The organism is Fodinibius salicampi (assembly GCF_039545095.1).
Lineage (GTDB): Bacteria > Bacteroidota > Rhodothermia > Balneolales > Balneolaceae > Fodinibius > Fodinibius salicampi.
The window spans coordinates 785947-803343 of the sequence record NZ_BAABRS010000001.1 but is presented as its reverse complement, the minus strand read 5'-3'; the positions used below and the strand labels follow the sequence as shown (position 1 = coordinate 803343).

The following is a 17397-nucleotide window of genomic DNA, read 5'->3' as shown; positions in this document are numbered from 1 at the left end:
TATGCATTCCAAACAACATTATATAGTCACGCTGATTTTTGTCTTATGTTTTAGTCTATCAGCCTTTGCTCAGGAAACACCGAGTGAAGAAGATTATTTTGATATAGTTAATGTCAGAACCCCCGAAGGTATTTTACTGGAAGTTGGTGGATTAACTCTTTTGCCAAACGGAAATCTTGGCGTTGCTACGCGAAGGGGAGACGTTTTTGTTGTAGAAAATCCAACGAGCAGTAATCCCTATTTCCGGCAGTTCGCTACAGGACTCCACGAGGTTTTGGGATTAGTCCACAAGGATGGCGCTCTTTATTTGGCCCAGAGAGGAGAACTGACGAAGCTCGAAGATACTAATATGGATGGCAAGGCCAACGTAATTGAAACTGTTTATGATTGGCCTCTGTCGGGACACTATCATGAATATAGCTTCGGTCCGGTTATTGGACCGGATGGTTCCTTTTTCGTTTCTGCAAACGTGGCGTTTGGCGATCAGCAGTGGTGGAGGGGGGAAAGCCGGGTGCCATGGAGAGGATGGATGATGCGTATTAGTGAAAATGGCGAAATGGAGCCCTGGGCTACCGGGATGCGTTCACCCGCCGGACTTAATGTTATTGACGGCGAGCTTTTTTATACGGAAAATCAGGGAGACTGGATAGGATCAGGAGGATTATGGCATGTTGAAAAGGGCGATTTTACGGGCCACCCTGCCGGATTGCGGTGGACGGACAAGTCGAATTCTCCTCTCGATATGACTACTGAACAACTGTATGAACATGTGGATCCTCGCTATAATAAAGATGAGGATGGTGACTACATAAAGCCGGAGAATATTCAAAATGAAAAGAATTATGCAACGATGTTTAGCTTATTGGATGAGCTTCCGGACCTTAAGGTTCCGGCCGTTTGGTTACCTCATGGTATCCTGGGGATATCTAATTCGGATATACAAAAAATACCTGACGGACATTTTGGTCCCTTTGAAGGTCAATTACTGGTTGGCGACCAAGGGCAAAGTAAAATCATGCGGATTGATCTGGAACAAGTAAATGGTGTCTATCAGGGTGCAGCTTTTGACTTCCGCAGTGGATTCCAATCCGGAGTACTTCGTATGGCCTGGGCCGATGACGGCTCCTTATTTATCGGTGAAACGAACCGGGGATGGGGATCAGCCGGACAGGCGAACCAGGGGTTACAACGCCTTTTATGGAATGGCCAGACTCCTTTTGAGGTGAAGACCATTCGGGCTAAAGCTGATGGATTTGAGATTACCTTTACAAAACCAGTTGACGAAAAAACAGCACAGGATATCGCTTCTTATGCTGTATCGAGCTTTACCTATAAATATCATCCTGTATATGGAAGTCCTATGGTAGATCCTGCATCAGGGAACATTAAGGGAGTCCGACTCTCGGAAGATGGTACAAAAGTCAGAATTGTCGTTGATAACATGAGGCAATACTATGTGCATCATATTGAGCTGGATGGTATCCGTTCCGCTGAAAATGAGCTACCTTTGTTACATAATTCAGCTTATTATACCCTTAATGAAATTCCATCGGGAGAAAAGTTGACTGAAAATGAACTTTCTACCTATAATTCCTTGACCGAAAATCAAAAGCAACAGGGTGATGGTAATGGTAATAAAATGGCTGATACCGATACTGAAGCCGTACCTTCATATGAAACTATTAAACCGATGTTAAGTCAGTATACCTGTACATCATGCCATAGCACAGATGAACGAAAGGTTGGTCCTCCCTTTGCTGAAATTGCCAAGCGAAACTACTCAAATGAGAAGATGGTAGAGCTGATGTACAATCCTGATCTTTCCAACTGGCCGGATTATGCAACCGCAATGCCGCCTATGACAATCGTTCCGGAAGAAGAAGCCCTGCAAATCGCTGAGTGGATTAATTCGCTTAATGACTAGATTATTTGGCCGGGAGGACTGAATTAAATAAATAGCAAACAATGAGTTGCAAAATAATCTTTGTTTTAATTTTGTAATTCAGCTTTTACTAATTAAAGTGGGAGGCGTTTACCTGAACGGTCTTGATGCTGGTTGAGGTATCCGAAACCGCTGTCCAGGCCAGAATAAGTTTATCTTCAATTGCTTCTAATTGAGGAAATCCGGTTTTTCGGGATTTGCTCAGGGTATCTACAGTTGATGATTGTATGCTATTCTGATCCAGTGAAGCAATTTGCAAAACAGCCTTATCGCTTGAGTTTTCAAGAAAAGAAAGATAAATGTGACCATTTTGTATGGTAGCGTCAACCCTACCTATAGCTTTTTGATCACTGATAACTCGGGAATCTTGAAAATTATTCCCACCATCTTGAGAAAGAACAGCCTGCACCCGGGGATTATCATCAGCCCCGGTATACCAACCCAAAACAACCAAAGAATCCTGTGCGGCCAGGGCCGGGCCATTGACCGGACATGCCCTTATATTCCAGTTATCTTTATGAATAGTTCGAGGATCTGACCAGCTAGTACCGTCAAAACGGCTAATACTGATATCCCGGATCTCTTTCTCGGTTCGATCCCTATATGCAACAAGTGCCCCTTCCGGGGTTTTTACCAGGGAAGTGGGGCAACAATCACATACTGCATCATCAATTAAAAAAGAATCTTTTATCTCCCCGGATGTAGAAATGAATGCCGCACGAAGGGTCATGGCATAGTCTAGATCAAAATATTGTTCCTCGGTCCGATTGGCTGATTGACGTCCGTCAAGCCATACGGCAAGAATGGTATCATCATCCCAGGGAACCATGGACACAAATCCATGCTCAGTAGCAGTGCTATCGGTGTGGGGGACCAACGGTGACCTACTTTTTCCGTTTTGAAAAGGATATATATTAACATCGTAGGCATAGGGACCACCTGGCTTTTTATTTAGCATATGTATAGCCAATAAACCATTTTGGTCGGCTATGATCGACGGAAAATCGGCCCAGTTGACAAACCAACTACTATCTCGCGCAATAGTTTGTGGTGTATCCCATGCTCCACCGTCATATCTAGCATAATTCAAGGAGTGGGAACCATCGCCATTCGAAGAAATCCAGCTCATGTAGAGGCTATTATTTGTGGCATAGAGATAAGGGAACTTACTGTTTAAATCCGCAGGGTTTTCAAAAGAAGTCGCAGAGGGAGAATCTGATTGGCATCCATATATAAGAAATAAGAAAGGAAGAATACCAAGAAAAGAAGTTTTTTTCATTATTGACCTGCTATTTAATCAAGTTCTCTGACTACACCAGAATATTATTAAAGGGGAAAGAAACAACAAGTTATAGAGAGTTTCCCTGAGCTTTATTATACTGCAATAAATTCTCCTGTATATTAACTAAATATTAGGGAAGTTAATTAGCCTTTAAAAATTCTTATTACGAACTACTCTCATGATGTATATATCAAATTCTATGAACTTAGTTATATTGGGGGCTTTTTTTGTTGTTAGTTTTACAATAGGGTGCAGTAGTTCAGATCAAGAACCTCCTTCAGAAAATTCTGCCGACCGAGCTTCAGCATCCAGAGGAATGAGTATTGAACAGGAAGTTAGTCCTGAATTACTACGACAGGCGGCCTTTAATGGGGAAGAGGAATTAGTAAAAATGGGAATCAAGCAGAATACTCCACTAGATGAAGCGGACGGTATGGGACGAACAGCCCTGATGTTAGCCGCTTTTAATGGCCATAGCACAGTTGTAGAGAAACTACTTGATGAGGGAGCTGATATAAAAAACCGGGATAGTCAGGGAAGAACACCTCTAATCTTTGCAGCCAGCGGGCCATATCCGGAAACAGTGGAACTTCTACTTGAAGAAAAAGCTGATCCCAATGCTGTTGACAATGAGGAAGGATGGTCTTCACTGATGTTTGCCGCGGCAGAAGGAAATGTTGAGGTGGTGGAAATACTATTGGATTACGGAGCAGATGTATCACTGAAGGATAAAGACGGAGAAACGGCAATTGAATTTGCCATAAATAATAATCACAAAGAAGTAGTCAAGCTTCTTGAAGGCAACTGAAGTATTCAATAGCTTCTCCTCATCAACATTAAGTTCTAATTTAATCGACCATAAGTTCAGGAAGGATGTCCCGAATAACACTACTGCTCTTTATTGTGTTCTTTACCGCCGGAGTCGGGATTTTTTACAGCTGTAATCAGTCAAAGGAAAAAGCAAAGGATACCGCAGGAGAAACTTCTCCTCATGCATCCTTTGTAGGAGATGAGGCCTGCCAGTCATGTCATCTTGATGAATTTAAGGGCTGGAAAGGCTCTCATCACGATTATGCGATGAATGAAGCGAATGAAACGACTGTAAGAGGTAACTTTAAGGATGTAACATTTACGCATAATCAGAAAACATACCGGTTTTTCCGTAGAGACTCTCTTTATATGGTAGAAGCACCAGGTTCGAATGATGAGTCTGTCCGGTACCAAATTTCACATACCTTTGGGTGGGAGCCCCTACAGCAATACCTGATTGATTTTGACAAAGGTAAATTACAAGCACTTAACATCGCCTGGGATACTGAAAAAAAAGAATGGTTTGCGCTGAATCCGGATCAGGATATTAGTCATGGCGACTGGCTTCATTGGTCGGGAGGAGCAATGAACTGGAACACCATGTGTGCCGACTGCCATTCGACGAACTTGCGACAAAATTATATTGCAGAAGCTGATTCTTTTCATACCAACTGGAGCAGTATGAATGTAAGCTGTGAGGCGTGTCATGGCCCCGCCAAAGATCATGTAACTTTTATGAAATCCGATGAAGCAGCGGATGCGACGATCGAACGAATTCGGGAGGACCTTCAGCTGACCTCCAAGAGTGGACAAATGGATCAAATCAATCAGTGTGCCCAGTGCCATGCTCTCCGCGAAGAGGTGACCGGCACTTATAAACATAAGGGTGATTTTTTAGATCATTATAGTGTTACCTTGCCGCATCCAGAAGCTTATTTTCCAGACGGACAAATAAAGGATGAGGTTTATGTCTACGGTTCTTTCCTTCAAAGCAAAATGTTTGGAAAGGGAATAGAATGCTCGGACTGTCATGATCCTCACAGCCTTGAGTTGAAGGCAAATGTAACTGACAATACCCTATGCATGCAATGTCATGAGTCTCAGTATGATACATATGAACATCTAAGGCATAGTATAGGAACTGAAGGATCACGCTGTATCGATTGTCATATGATGGGACGTTATTATATGGAAGTGGATTTTCGCCGTGATCACAGCTTCCGAGTTCCACGTCCGGATTTAAGTGCCGAATTTGATACGCCCAATGCCTGCAATAATTGTCACACTGAGCAGTCGCCGGAATGGGCAGCCAATGCTATTGAGCAATGGTATGGCCCCGATCGGCCCAATCATTTTTCTGAAGTTTTACTTAAAGCAAATGAGGAGGGAAGAGAGGTTGCTACAGATTTAGAAGCACTCATTGCTGATACTTCCCAGCCTGACATTGCCCGGGCTACCGCTATCTGGTATCTGGGAGAATGGGGAGCAGGCCGACATGTTGGATTGCTCACCGAAATGCTTAATGATGAGAATCCACTTGTCAGAACGAGTGCCACCCGTGTATTAGGTAATCTCCCGGAAGAGGTAAAAATCAATCCATTACAGGAAGCGTTGGACGATTCGGTACGGTCAGTAAGAGTAGCTGCTGCGGGAGGTCTTACAGAATTTTCTATATCCGATATTTCATTTCCACTTAAAGATCACTTTAAAAATGCGCTCCAAGAATATAGGCAGTATTTACAGGTAACCCAATATTTTCCACAGGGATTAATGAACAAAGGGCAGTTTTTTGAAAAGAGGGGAAAGCCAGAACAGGCAATAATGGCCTATCGCGATGCATTGAAAAAAGATTCGCTTTTTAATCCGGCACGAATCAATTTAGCCTATCTTTATAATCAGCAGGGCAATAATGATGAAGCTGAACAGCTTCTAAAGACCGTCATTGAAATAGATTCAGAGTATGGCCCTGCTTACTACTCGCTGGGACTCTTGGTGGCTGAGGAACAGCGTTTAGAAAAGGCCTCCTCCTATTTTGAAGAGGCTGCCCGTTTGATGCCAGGGCATGCGCGGTTACACTATAATTGGGCAATCAGCCTGCAACAGCTTGAACGTCCTGAGCAGGCAGAACAAAAATATCTTGAAGCCATTGAAATAGATCCTGATCATCCCGACTATCGCTATGGGTTGTGTACTCTTTATATACAGCAGGAACAATTTCAGAAAGCACTTTCACATGCACAAAAGTTAGCTGATCTGCAGCCTCAAAGTCAACGAAGCACAGAATTATTGAACTATTTGAAACAACAAATAAATGAATAGTAGTATGAAGAAATCATCTGTATATGCACTCGTTACCGGGGCCTCAAGAGGCATAGGCAAGAGTATAACTGAGTCAATATTAAGCGAAGGAGGGGAGGTTATTGGTACGGCACGAAGCTCGGCATTCCCTGATCAATTTATAAAAAATGACCGTTTTGAGGGCTTCCATGTTGATTTGGCCCATATTGAGGAAGTTAAGGAAATCTTACATCCGGTTTTTAATCGTGACCAAGCCCCAAATGTATTAGTTAATAATGCCGGGATTTTTCAGGATGCGGATATGGCTGCCGAAGAAAGTAAATGGCTGGAAAACTGGGATCAGACAATGCAGGTAAATCTCCGCATTCCGGCATTGATATCTAAATGGGCCCTTGAGCGCTGGAGAAAAGAAGGGGGCGGAATTCTTATCAACATCGCCTCCCGGGCCGCTTACCGGGGAGATACCCAAGAATACGCAGCTTATGCCGCATCCAAAGGGGGACTTGTAGCCTTTACCAAGAGTATCGCCCGGGATTTCGGAAAGGATCATATTTCTGCTTACTCCATTGCTCCCGGATTTATAAAAACAGATATGGCCATGGATTCCATCGATGTATACGGAGAAGAATATTTAACAGAGGGGATGGCCTTTGACGAAATTACCTCCCCCAAAGAAGTCGGAGAATTGGTGGTTTTCCTGGCCTCTGGCAAGGTATCACATATGACTGGCTCTACATTTCATATTAATGGCGGTAGTTATATGATTTAATAGACATAATAACAATAGAGCCGATAAATCTTTGTTACAAATATTGAAGCAAAAACTTGGATTAAATCTTTTAATACTGTCATTTTTTTAATTAAAATGATAGTAGAGATAAAATTAATACCTACTTTCTTAAAAAGGTAATAATATCATGGACGTAAGATTTATTCGAATTTCTGTAATTATGATGACATTAGCGGGACTGGGCCTCATGGTAGGCTGTAGTTCTGCAACTTGGGAAGATGCCCAACAAGAGGATACTTACGAAGCATATCAGGAATATATAGAAGCCAATCCAAAGGGAGAGCACATTGAAGAGGCAAAAAAACGGGCCGAAACCCGATATTGGGAATCTATCAAAGAGGATTCAACCGCCGGGATATTTGAAAAATACCTGAAAGAATTTCCGGAAGGAGAATTCCGGTCCGAAGCCCAGGATAAGTTAGAACAAATTTCAAAAGATAATATGGCTACAGAAGGTCGGGTGACCGGCTCAAATGTTATCATCCGAAGTGATCATACCACTGAATCACCGTCGGCTGGCGTAGTTGCCAATAAGGGAACAAAAGTTCAAATCCTTGATCAATATAGTACGGGTGATAGCAAAGAGGCGATCCTTAAACGTGAAATAACTATTGTTAAAAATGGAAACAAGATACGTTTGCCAGGAGGCAAAGCTCTCAGTATTCTTGACGATCGTAATGACTCCGTTCATGCATCTTTCTCTACTCCCGAATATGGTGCAACGGAGGCTACTATCAGTAAAAATGATATTGAAGCCATGAGTGGAGAAAAGTGGTATAAAATTCGAACCACTGATGACATTACCGGCTGGATTTATGGAAAATTTGTAGAAGAATTGTAGTTTTTAATTCATCCAGATATTAATTCCCAGTTTAAGTTTATATACGTATTTAGTTTTTATGAGAATGATCTATTTTTTGCTCCCTATTTTGATGCTAAGTTGTAGTACAGATAACTCTTCCTCCAATAATCAAGAAGCTCAAGCCAAGGAAGCGCTTCAAAGCGCTTCAAAGGATACGCTAAAGGTTGAAGTTTCCGATGATTTTGTGACCGGACAATTTGATTTCACCACGCATGATGATTTTGTACAGGTAGATCCGCAATACGTCAAAAAAGAAATATACCTGCACAAAAAAACGTATGAGGCTTTTAAAGCAATGGTTGATAGTGCCAAGGCTGATGGAGTTACATTTACTCTTATTTCTGGGACACGTAATTTTAGTAATCAAAAAGCCATTTGGGAACAAAAATGGAATAATTCATCAGCAGATTCCGATTTGGATAAAGCACTTGAAATACTGGAATACAGCTCCATGCCAATGACCTCCCGCCATCATTGGGGAACTGATATCGATCTTAATAATTTAAACAACAGTTATTTCGAAAAGGGACAGGGAAAAAAAGAATACGAATGGCTGCAAGAACACGCCAATGATTTTGGCTTTTATCAGCCTTATACGGACAAAAGTCAAAATGGTCGTACGGGATACAACGAGGAAAAATGGCATTGGTCCTATCTGCCGCTGGCAAAAAAATATTTAGCATACTATAACAAAAATATATCCAATGAGGATATAACTGGTTTTTTAGGATCTAATTTATCTCAAGAAATTGACATGGTTAAAAACTACGTGAATGGCATTTCATCCAAGATGAAACAAGAATAAAGGAATTTGTAGATCCCGAAAGCTTTATGGCAAAATGGTTTTCCGATAATTTTTATGCAGAAGGATTTTTTCTATCATCAATTAGCTTTAATGACTAATAATCAGTTAGATATATTTTCGCTTTCCGGCTAACTTACCTACCTTAATCAAAAGAATTTAATAATCAATGAAACTATCGCGGTCTGCTAATGACCATTAAACAGCGAAAAAAAGACCATGTAGATCTTACTACCTCTGGAAAGGTGGACTATAAACAGGCCACAGGATTTGAACAATACCGGTTTATACATAACGCTCTCCCGGAAGTCAATATGGAAGACGTTACCACCGAAGCAACGTTTTTGAATCGGACTTTTGATTTTCCTCTTTTTATTTCATCAATGACGGGAGGGTATACGGATGCCGGAGCCGTCAACGCTGTTATTGCAGAATTTTGCGAGGAATATAATCTTCCGTTTGGCGTTGGAAGCCAGCGTATTATGCTGGAAGATCCGGAAGCGATCTCCTCTTTTTCTATCGTTCGCGAGCGGGCTCCTAATGCGTTTATTGCATCAAATATTGGCGGCGCACAGTTAATAGGGGGGCTGGCAAAAGAAAAGGTGGAGATACTTATATCCTCTATTAAAGCAGATGCCGTTATTGTGCATTTGAATCCTCTTCAAGAACTTATGCAACCGGAAGGAGACCGGTCATTTAAAGGCATTTTAAGTGGAATAGGTCAACTAGTCGAGGATTGTGAATTGCCTGTAATTGTTAAAGAAACCGGAGCAGGTATTTCAGCAGAAGTCGCGCGGCGGCTGCTGGACGAAGGAGTAAGAGTAATTGATATCGCAGGGGCAGGTGGTACCAGCTGGGCCAAAGTTGAGAACAGGAGGAAAAGTAATCGTGATCCTCAGGATACGTTTAATGACTGGGGGATTCCTTCAGCCGAAGCATTACTCCAAACAGCGGATCTAAAAAAAGATTTCGATTTTCAACTTATCGCTTCCGGAGGCATTAGATCCAGTCATGATATAGCCAAGTCTATTTGTCTGGGCAGTGATTTTTCGGCTGCCGCCCAGCCGGTTATCAAGGCTATTGTCGACGACGGTCAATCTGGCCTAAAAAAGCTGTATAAGAACTGGAAACGTCAATTGACAATAATACTTACGCTTTTAGGCTGTGAACGACTGGATGACTTAAAACCCAAGCATGTGAAATTAAAGCGTAGAGACCGGTAACATCTTCCACTAAAATGCTTATATTTGGCCTTTTAGAAAATTAGATTTCCTTCTGTGCATACTACTGAACATAAACAGTTATCGACGCTTATTGAAGAGGGGCTTTCGGCTTTAAACCTGCCGGATACGCCGGGGCTCTTATATGATCCGGTTCGTTATACTCTTGACCTGCCGGGAAAGCGTGTACGGCCATTCTTAACGCTTACAGGCTGTGGTATTGCCGGTGGAGAACCCCAAGAGGCTTTATCAGCAGCTATTGCTCTTGAACTCCTTCATAATTTCACATTGCTACACGACGATATAATGGACGCGGCCGAAACACGGCGTGGAGAAGACAGTGTATATAAAAAATGGGATGCCAATACGGCTATCCTTGCCGGGGATGCCATGTATGCAAAGGCTTTTAAGCAGTTACAGTATTATGGCCGCAACAGAAACTATTCTAAGGAACAGTATGCACAAATTATTGATATATTTTTAGACAGTGCAGAAAGTGTATGCGAGGGTCAAGCTTACGATCTCGATTTTGAAGATCGAATCAAAGTTTCTCTTGATGAATATCTGCATATGATTGAGGGCAAAACGGCTGCACTCATTAGCGGTTCACTGGCTATTGGAGGGGCTGTAGCAGGGGCAAAAGAGAAAATCTTGCAACAACTTTATGATATAGGACAAACGATGGGGATTGCCTTTCAGATACAAGATGATTTGCTGGATGTAATTGCCGATCCCGAAAAATTTGGGAAACAACGAGGCGGAGATATCATGGAGGGTAAGAAAACATACCTGTCCCTTCTTGCGTTACAACGATGTAATGATAAACAGGCAAAAATCTTACAGGATATCCTCAGGAAGAAAAACAATTCCGAAAACGATGTGACTCAAGTGGTGGAACTTTATAAAAATCTGGATATAATTAATTCTACCCGGCTTACTATTAAAGAGTACTATCAACAATCATTAAATCTTGTAGGTGTCTTTGAGTCATCTATTTACAAAGATCAGTTAATTAGTTTTTTAAATCGGTTAATATCTCGAGAATTTTGAAATCCATAAATCAAAGTATGAATATATTATCATCAAATTTTCTAAGATTAGTCTGTATTTTATTTCTAGCAGCAGCTTTTATTTCCTGCAAGAATGAAAATCTAATACAGCGTGGAGATTCTATAGATGTGGCATATAAAAAAGCAATGGGCCTGTATCAATCCGGAGATTATTCAGATGCGGCTAAGGCTTTTGAGACCGTTATCCAAATTGGCCGCGGTACTGAGTACGGACGGGAGGCTCAGTATTATCTTGCTGAATCTTACTTTAATGATGAACGGTATATGCTTGCAGCATCAGAATATAGCCGATATGTTACACTTCATCCAAGAAGTGACAAGAGGGAGGATGCTCAATTTAAAGAGGCAATTAGTTATTATAAATTAAGTCCCCGTTATAAGCTCGATCAAAAACATACCCGTACGGCTATTGAAAAATTTCGACTCTATAATTCCCGCTACCCGAATTCAGATAGGGTAGATGAAGCCGCAAAATATATTACAGAACTTCGGTCAAAGCTTGCTAAAAAGCTCTACTATGCCGCAGACCTTTATCTGAGAACTGATCGCTATGAAGCGGCTATTGTATATTATGATCTTACTATCGATGATTATCCCGAGTCTATATGGGCACAGCGGGCACTCGTGGACAAAATAGATACCTATGTAACTTATGCTGACCGAAGTGTTGCAAGTAAACAGCGTGAGCGGTATCAATCTGCAGTTGAGGCTTATGAAACATTCATCCAGCTTTTCCCGGACGGGAAATACCGCTCTGAAGCAGAGGATCACGTTGATGAGGCCCGGGCAGCCCTTGCCAATCTGGAAGAGAATCCAGAAGGGGCTCAACAAGAAGATTCGCTTGATGTTGATGATACCAGCACCGGAAGCTCAAGATAATGGCTTTGAGTGAAACGGCTGTAGGAATTTTTGGGGGAAGTTTTGATCCCATACACAGGGGACATATATCCATTGCCGAGTCTTTTCTAAATGCGTCCCATATATCCGAATTGTGGGTTATGCTTACTCCCGAATCGCCTCATAAGCAGCGAGAGGAGAAAACTAGTTATAATCTCCGATTTGAAATGTTACAGCTTGCTTTTGCAGATGTAAAAAATGCCAAAGTAAGCAATTTTGAGCAACAGCTCAGACCCCCATACTATACCGTAAAAACCCTTAGGGAATTAAAAAAAACGTTTAAAAATAAGCGTTTTTTCCTGTGCATGGGAGAGGATTCCCTTATAGATTTTGAAAGTTGGCACCAATGGGAAGAAATTTTGAAATACTGTGAACTGTTGGTTGCTCGCCGGCCTTCCTATGATGTCAAAAAACTAAATAATAAAATACGAGAGAATACTAATTTTGTATCGCATGAACCGATGGATATCTCCTCTACAGAAATAAGGAAAAAAGTTCGGAAAGGCGAAAAAATAGATGGTCTGGTGCCAACCAGAGTAGAAGAATTTATCCTGGACCGAAAATTGTATAAATAATGGCCCATGGATAGAAAAAGATTTATAGAGACGCTTAGTTTGGGCACAGTAATGCCGGCTTTAAGTACAGGATGGACCCTTTCAAAATCTCCTCAACAGATCAAGCCTAAACCACTTAATGTCGGCGATACCATTGGCCTTATTAGTCCTGCGGGAATTATTGGTGAAGATGAGGATTACGATAAAGTTATTCAAACCATTCGGCAAATGGGATATAAGGTTAAGGAGGGGAAGCATGCAAGGGAAAAACATGGATATCTGGCCGGTACGGATGATCAACGTGCTGAAGATCTTAATACAATGTTTGCTGACCCTTCTGTAAAAGCGATTCTTCCATTTCGTGGCGGCTGGGGATGCAATCGCATCCTTGATAAAATTGATTATCAAATAATTAAGGATCATCCTAAAGCGCTCATAGGCTTTAGTGATATAACATCACTGCTACTTTCTATTTATGCTAAAACCGGATTAGTGACCTTTCACGGTCCCGTCGCAAAATCAATATGGACACACTTTACCACCGATCATTTTCGTAAAGTAACGGGAAACAGAGGTGAGCATACTCTATTCGTAAATGAGAGACTTTCAGAGAGCTATAACTCTTATAGAATAGTTAGCCCCGGCACAGCAAAAGGGAGACTTTTAGGTGGCAACTTAACCGTTCTTACAGCAATGATCGGATCCGATTACTTACCGGACTTTAATAACAACATTCTTTTTATTGAAGATGTAGGAGAAGATGTTTACCGAATTGATCGGATGCTTACTCAGCTCAAACTAAGCGGAATTTTAGACCAGATATCGGGATTTATCCTGGGGCAGTGTACTGCTTGTGATGAATCACAACCTTATGGATTTTCACTTAAAGAAATTATTGACAAACATATCAAGCCCTTGCAGATACCAGCTTTTTCGGGTGCTCCTATCGGACATATTGATCATATGCTGACCCTTCCGATAGGAATACAAGCTGAGATTAATGTGCAGGAGGGAAGCATTTCATTTCTGGAAGATACCCTCTCATAGTACTTGAAAAATGTTTATAATACGGCACCACTGGGGCTAATACTTGTCATATATACAATACCATTATTTGACTGGCAAGTACAAAAAAACGAAGCCTCAGTTTAAATGAACAAACCAAGGCTTCTGACAATATTACATCTGTTAGAAAAGTTAATCCTTTTTAAAGCATAGGATCTTCTTCCGGATCTTCATAACGATCGGGAATTGGGATCTTATATTCTACGTACATTTCCTGCCGTAATTCGCTAATAAGATCTTGGATATGTTCTTGCTGTTTCTCCTGCAGGGCTACTTGTTTAATTCGCTGGTAATCCTGCTCAAGGTTGGCAACATGTTCCGGAACGTGTTGATCCAAACGGACAATTCGATAGGCGCGCCTGGAATTGTTGCTGTTACCAAGCTGAAAAGATTTGGGTTCTGAAATATCGCCTTCTTCATCCAGTAACAGTACAATCCTGTATAGGGCCGGATCGAGCTCTTCAAGTGTAAGCAAACGCTGTCCGGTTTGCGGGTTCAATATACGACCGCCTTGTGATGCTGTATTGGGATCATCTGAATATTCACGGGCCAATTCAGAGAAAGTAACATCTTCATTAGTCCGCAAAGAATCCCGCAATTCATTCAAGCGGTCTATGGCCGCCTGATTATCATAGCTATCTTCATCAATAGAAATAAGAATATGATTAGTATCTATTTGATCGCCTACTCTCTTATTCAGGCGTATAACGTGAAAACCGAAAGAGGTTTCCACTACTTCAGAAATTTCTCCTGGCTCCAGGGCAGCCGCTGCGGCCGAATACTCCGGAACCAATTCGTCGAGGGATATGAGCGGGAGCTTTCCGCCATCCGAAGCGGAAGGGCCATCGCTGTGTCTTTTGGCCAGTTCTTCAATGGTTTTTCCGTGATTTAGAACAGAGTCCCGCAGCTGCTTGGCCAGGGAAAGTGCTTCCTGCCGGGCGTTTTCAAGTGTAGGGGGCTCAATGACAATTTGTGAGATCCCAACTTGTTCTGGAATAACCGGCAAAGAATCTTTGGGAATACTTTCGTAAAATTCTTTAACCTCAGGACGAGTGATATCTACCTCTTCGCGTTTCTGTTGCTGAAAGCGCTGAACAATCATTTGTTCGCGATAATTTTCACGTAAGTCAGCGCGTATCTGAACGATACTTTTTCCCATTTGCTCTTCCAAAGCCTGTTCACTGCCCAATTGTTGAACAGACTGATCGATGCGCTGATCAATTCGTTGATTTACTTGTTGGTTAGTTACCGTTATTGAGTCAATAGCAGCCTGATCCAACATGATATTACGATCCACGATATTCTGCAGCACAGCATACCAAATATCTTCCCCGAAAGAGATCTGTTGGTTTTGCTGCTGCATTTGAAACATGTACTGCTGTACCTGTTCGTCAACGTCCGATTTGAGAATGATATGGTCATTGACAACAGCGACAATTTTATCCACAGATTCTTCAGGCGCTTGTTGTGCGAATCCGAAAAGGGGAATTAAAAACAATAAAAGGATAAAAGAGAATGTATATAAAGGCTTATTCATCTGTTGAGGTACTTTCAAGGGTATCTGCAGTCGTATTATTATAATTAGTTTCCGTTGGTATAACGTCGTAAGTCTCTATTTCATTATTCGATTCGGCCTTAAGATAAAGATTCTTAAGGTAGGAACTGAATTTTCGCTGTCTTTTATTGAGGATGATCCAGCTTTTGATTTTATCCATAATCCACTCGGGATCAGGATGCTCTCCTTGTCCACGCTTATCTATTAGTTGTACGAAGTGATAATCTCCATCTTCCCGCTGAATCGCTGAAATTTCTCCAACATTCATGTTTTGGAGATAGCGGTTCATGACTTCAATTTCATTCAGGGCCATAGAAATAGGAAAGTGTCGTTCTGCATTCCGAATTGCCTGTTCAGGACTGGTACTAAAACTATCCGCCACTTCTGTCCAGGGAAGCTCATCTCGTAATGCTTGTTTTGCGCCCCGGGCATCTTCTACATTCGGTGTTCGAAGATGCCTGAATTGAACATAAGGTTCTTCAAGCACAAAATGGGCTTTGTTTTGCTCGAAGTAATTCAAAGCTTCCTGTTCAGAAATTGTGGTATCTACCTCAGTTTTAATTATATAGGAACGCAGCGCTTCCTGAATGACCTCTTCCTTGGCCCGCTGGATTTTTTGTTGAACAGATTCTTCTTCCGAAACTCCCAGCTCCTCAGCTTGATTCTGCATAAGCTGTCGCTGTATCCACTGTTCACGGAACTGCTGTAAGGCCTGGATGCTATCTTCCTTATAAACAAAAGCAGGAATTTGTTTTTTAGCCTCCTGGAGCGTTAAATATTGATTGCCGACCCGCGCTAAATTACTTTCTTCCTGTTGGCTTTCTATATAGGACTGCTCACAGGAAGCAATAACTACAGCAGTTACACCAATGAATAAAAATATTTTGAAAGAGTGCTTAAAAAGAATCATGTTAGTATAGCATTCCAGCAATCGTTGCTGTCATTAAGTTCGCTAAAGTACCTGCTAATACCGCGATTAGACCAAATTGAGCCAGCTCTGACTTTCTGCTGGGAGCCAATCCACCGATCCCCCCAATTTGAATAGCAATGGATGAGAAATTTGCAAAACCACACAGCGCAAATGTAGCCATAGTAATAGTTTTTTGGGATAACACGGCATTCTCTACCATTTCTGACATCTGAAGATACGCTACAAATTCATTAAGTACCACTTTGGTACCCAAAAGGGAACCCATATTAACGGCATCAGCCCAGGGAACCCCAATAATAAAAGTGACGGGGGCCAGAATCCATCCCAAAATAGTTTCAATGCGCAAACTCTCTTCCGGTATAACAGAATTTAATCCTGTGAGGTCACCAAAACTTTCAAGAAAGTAGTTCCCCATAGCCAATAAAGCTATAAAAGCAAGCAACATAGCTCCAACATTGGCCGCTAATTTCAGTCCGGTAGTGGCTCCACTTGCTGCCGCATCAATTCCGTTGGCGTCAGTTTGTTCTACTTTAATACTAACATCACCAGACGTAGCTGGTTTATCCACCTCAGGAAAAATTATTTTGGCTATGACCAAGGCCGCTGGAGCTGCCATCAGACTGGCTCCCAGCAGCTGTTCAGCGAACATTAGTCGTCCTACATCCAGAGATACTTCATGTGCCTGCGCATAGGCATTTCCAAGCATTTGTACATAAGCCGCCATTACACCGCCCGCTATAGTTGCCATTCCCCCGGTCATTACGGCCAGAAGCTCAGACTTTGTCATTTTTTTAATATAGGGTTCTACCACCAACGGTGCCTCAGTTTGCCCTACAAATATATTTGAAATAACCGAAAGGGATTCAGCTCCAGAAGTCCCCATCAGCTTCTGCATTCCTTTAGCCATATATTGAACAAGTCGCTGCAGGATACCATAGTGATATAATATAGCGGTAAGTGAAGCAAAAAAGATGATGGTAGGCAACACCTGGAATGCAAAAAAGTTACCCATACTGTTTTCCATACCGGGACTTAAAGCCAGATCTCCGAATATAAATTCAGCTCCCTCTGTGGTGAAATCCAATACTATTACAAAAAAGGAGGATACCCAGCTAAAAAATTCTTTGGGCCATCCCAAAGGAGCCCAATACTCAGCCATATCCCGACCTTTAAGAATAAAAACTGCCAGAATAAACTGTATTCCAAATCCGGTACCAACCAGCTGCCAGTTAATTTCCTTTTTGTTTTTACTGAATGCATAAGCGATGCCTACAATGGCCACCATTCCGATCATTCCACGGAGGATATCGATCATATCT

The 17397-nt window shown here is 41.8% G+C and carries 15 protein-coding genes; 11 read left to right on the top strand and 4 right to left on the bottom strand.

All coding sequences use genetic code 11. From position 1 onward, the window contains the following. Position 1: 1 nt before the first annotated feature. Positions 2-1924 (top strand): c-type cytochrome, encoded by a 1923-nt coding sequence (locus tag ABEB05_RS03305; protein WP_265787502.1) that lies wholly within the window; start codon positions 2-4, stop codon positions 1922-1924. Between the two features lie 88 nt (positions 1925-2012). Here ABEB05_RS03305 and ABEB05_RS03300 read toward each other — a convergent pair whose 3' ends face one another. Then, positions 2013-3221, bottom strand: a complete 1209-nt coding sequence (locus tag ABEB05_RS03300; protein ID WP_265787500.1) for a hypothetical protein — start codon at positions 3219-3221, stop codon at positions 2013-2015. A 202-nt stretch (positions 3222-3423) separates the two neighbouring features. On the opposite strand from ABEB05_RS03300, the gene ABEB05_RS03295 reads away from it, so the two are divergent. From ABEB05_RS03295 to ABEB05_RS03250, 10 genes are all read left to right on the top strand, one after another. Then, entirely contained in the window at positions 3424-4032 is a 609-nt protein-coding gene (locus ABEB05_RS03295) for an ankyrin repeat domain-containing protein (RefSeq protein WP_265787498.1), read from the top strand. Positions 4033-4097: 65 nt separating this feature from the next. Beyond that, on the top strand, positions 4098-6353 hold the full coding sequence (locus tag ABEB05_RS03290) for a tetratricopeptide repeat protein (RefSeq protein WP_265787497.1): 2256 nt from the start codon (positions 4098-4100) through the stop codon (positions 6351-6353). Positions 6354-6357: 4 nt separating this feature from the next. After that, a complete protein-coding gene (locus ABEB05_RS03285; RefSeq protein ID WP_265787495.1) occupies positions 6358-7101 on the top strand; it encodes an SDR family NAD(P)-dependent oxidoreductase in 744 nt (247 codons plus the stop codon). Positions 7102-7249: 148 nt separating this feature from the next. Further along, the gene (locus ABEB05_RS03280; RefSeq protein ID WP_265787493.1) at positions 7250-7963 is read left to right on the top strand and encodes an SH3 domain-containing protein; all 714 of its coding nucleotides are present in this window, start codon (positions 7250-7252) and stop codon (positions 7961-7963) included. 58 nt (positions 7964-8021) lie between these two features. Further along, positions 8022-8789, top strand: a complete 768-nt coding sequence (locus ABEB05_RS03275) for a M15 family metallopeptidase (protein ID WP_265787491.1) — start codon at positions 8022-8024, stop codon at positions 8787-8789. Between the two features lie 188 nt (positions 8790-8977). Then, positions 8978-10009: a type 2 isopentenyl-diphosphate Delta-isomerase gene (fni, locus tag ABEB05_RS03270; protein WP_265787488.1), complete on the top strand. Its 1032-nt coding sequence runs from the start codon at positions 8978-8980 to the stop codon at positions 10007-10009. 54 nt (positions 10010-10063) lie between these two features. Then, entirely contained in the window at positions 10064-11056 is a 993-nt protein-coding gene (locus ABEB05_RS03265; RefSeq protein ID WP_265787486.1) for a polyprenyl synthetase family protein, read from the top strand. A 17-nt stretch (positions 11057-11073) separates the two neighbouring features. Further along, complete coding sequence (locus tag ABEB05_RS03260) at positions 11074-11955, top strand: outer membrane protein assembly factor BamD (protein ID WP_265787484.1); 882 nt, start codon at positions 11074-11076, stop codon at positions 11953-11955. Between the two features lie 5 nt (positions 11956-11960). Continuing rightward, positions 11961-12548: a nicotinate (nicotinamide) nucleotide adenylyltransferase gene (nadD, locus tag ABEB05_RS03255; RefSeq protein WP_265787482.1), complete on the top strand. Its 588-nt coding sequence runs from the start codon at positions 11961-11963 to the stop codon at positions 12546-12548. Between the two features lie 6 nt (positions 12549-12554). Further along, entirely contained in the window at positions 12555-13574 is a 1020-nt protein-coding gene (locus ABEB05_RS03250; protein ID WP_265787480.1) for a S66 peptidase family protein, read from the top strand. Between the two features lie 160 nt (positions 13575-13734). Here ABEB05_RS03250 and ABEB05_RS03245 read toward each other — a convergent pair whose 3' ends face one another. The 3 genes from ABEB05_RS03245 to ABEB05_RS03235 are packed head-to-tail and all read right to left on the bottom strand — an operon-like array spanning position 13735 to position 17393. After that, on the bottom strand, positions 13735-15129 hold the full coding sequence (locus tag ABEB05_RS03245; RefSeq protein ID WP_265787478.1) for a peptidylprolyl isomerase: 1395 nt from the start codon (positions 15127-15129) through the stop codon (positions 13735-13737). Continuing rightward, positions 15122-16057 carry a peptidylprolyl isomerase gene (locus tag ABEB05_RS03240; protein ID WP_265787476.1) on the bottom strand — a complete coding sequence of 312 codons (936 nt, stop codon included), beginning with the start codon at positions 16055-16057 and terminating at the stop codon, positions 15122-15124. The genes ABEB05_RS03245 and ABEB05_RS03240 overlap by 8 nt, the downstream gene beginning before the upstream one ends. A 1-nt stretch (position 16058) precedes the next feature. Continuing rightward, on the bottom strand, positions 16059-17393 hold the full coding sequence (locus ABEB05_RS03235) for a NupC/NupG family nucleoside CNT transporter (RefSeq protein WP_265787474.1): 1335 nt from the start codon (positions 17391-17393) through the stop codon (positions 16059-16061). Positions 17394-17397: the final 4 nt, after the last annotated feature.

Coding starts and splice junctions, on each gene's coding strand:
- ABEB05_RS03305 (WP_265787502.1), top strand. CDS start 2: ATGCATTCCAAACAACATTATATAGTCACGCTGATTTTTGTCTTATGT.
- ABEB05_RS03300 (WP_265787500.1), bottom strand. CDS start 3,221: ATGAAAAAAACTTCTTTTCTTGGTATTCTTCCTTTCTTATTTCTTATA.
- ABEB05_RS03295 (WP_265787498.1), top strand. CDS start 3,424: ATGAACTTAGTTATATTGGGGGCTTTTTTTGTTGTTAGTTTTACAATA.
- ABEB05_RS03290 (WP_265787497.1), top strand. CDS start 4,098: ATGTCCCGAATAACACTACTGCTCTTTATTGTGTTCTTTACCGCCGGA.
- ABEB05_RS03285 (WP_265787495.1), top strand. CDS start 6,358: ATGAAGAAATCATCTGTATATGCACTCGTTACCGGGGCCTCAAGAGGC.
- ABEB05_RS03280 (WP_265787493.1), top strand. CDS start 7,250: ATGGACGTAAGATTTATTCGAATTTCTGTAATTATGATGACATTAGCG.
- ABEB05_RS03275 (WP_265787491.1), top strand. CDS start 8,022: ATGAGAATGATCTATTTTTTGCTCCCTATTTTGATGCTAAGTTGTAGT.
- fni (WP_265787488.1), top strand. CDS start 8,978: ATGACCATTAAACAGCGAAAAAAAGACCATGTAGATCTTACTACCTCT.
- ABEB05_RS03260 (WP_265787484.1), top strand. CDS start 11,074: ATGAATATATTATCATCAAATTTTCTAAGATTAGTCTGTATTTTATTT.
- ABEB05_RS03250 (WP_265787480.1), top strand. CDS start 12,555: ATGGATAGAAAAAGATTTATAGAGACGCTTAGTTTGGGCACAGTAATG.
- ABEB05_RS03245 (WP_265787478.1), bottom strand. CDS start 15,129: ATGAATAAGCCTTTATATACATTCTCTTTTATCCTTTTATTGTTTTTA.
- ABEB05_RS03240 (WP_265787476.1), bottom strand. CDS start 16,057: ATGATTCTTTTTAAGCACTCTTTCAAAATATTTTTATTCATTGGTGTA.
- ABEB05_RS03235 (WP_265787474.1), bottom strand. CDS start 17,393: ATGATCGATATCCTCCGTGGAATGATCGGAATGGTGGCCATTGTAGGC.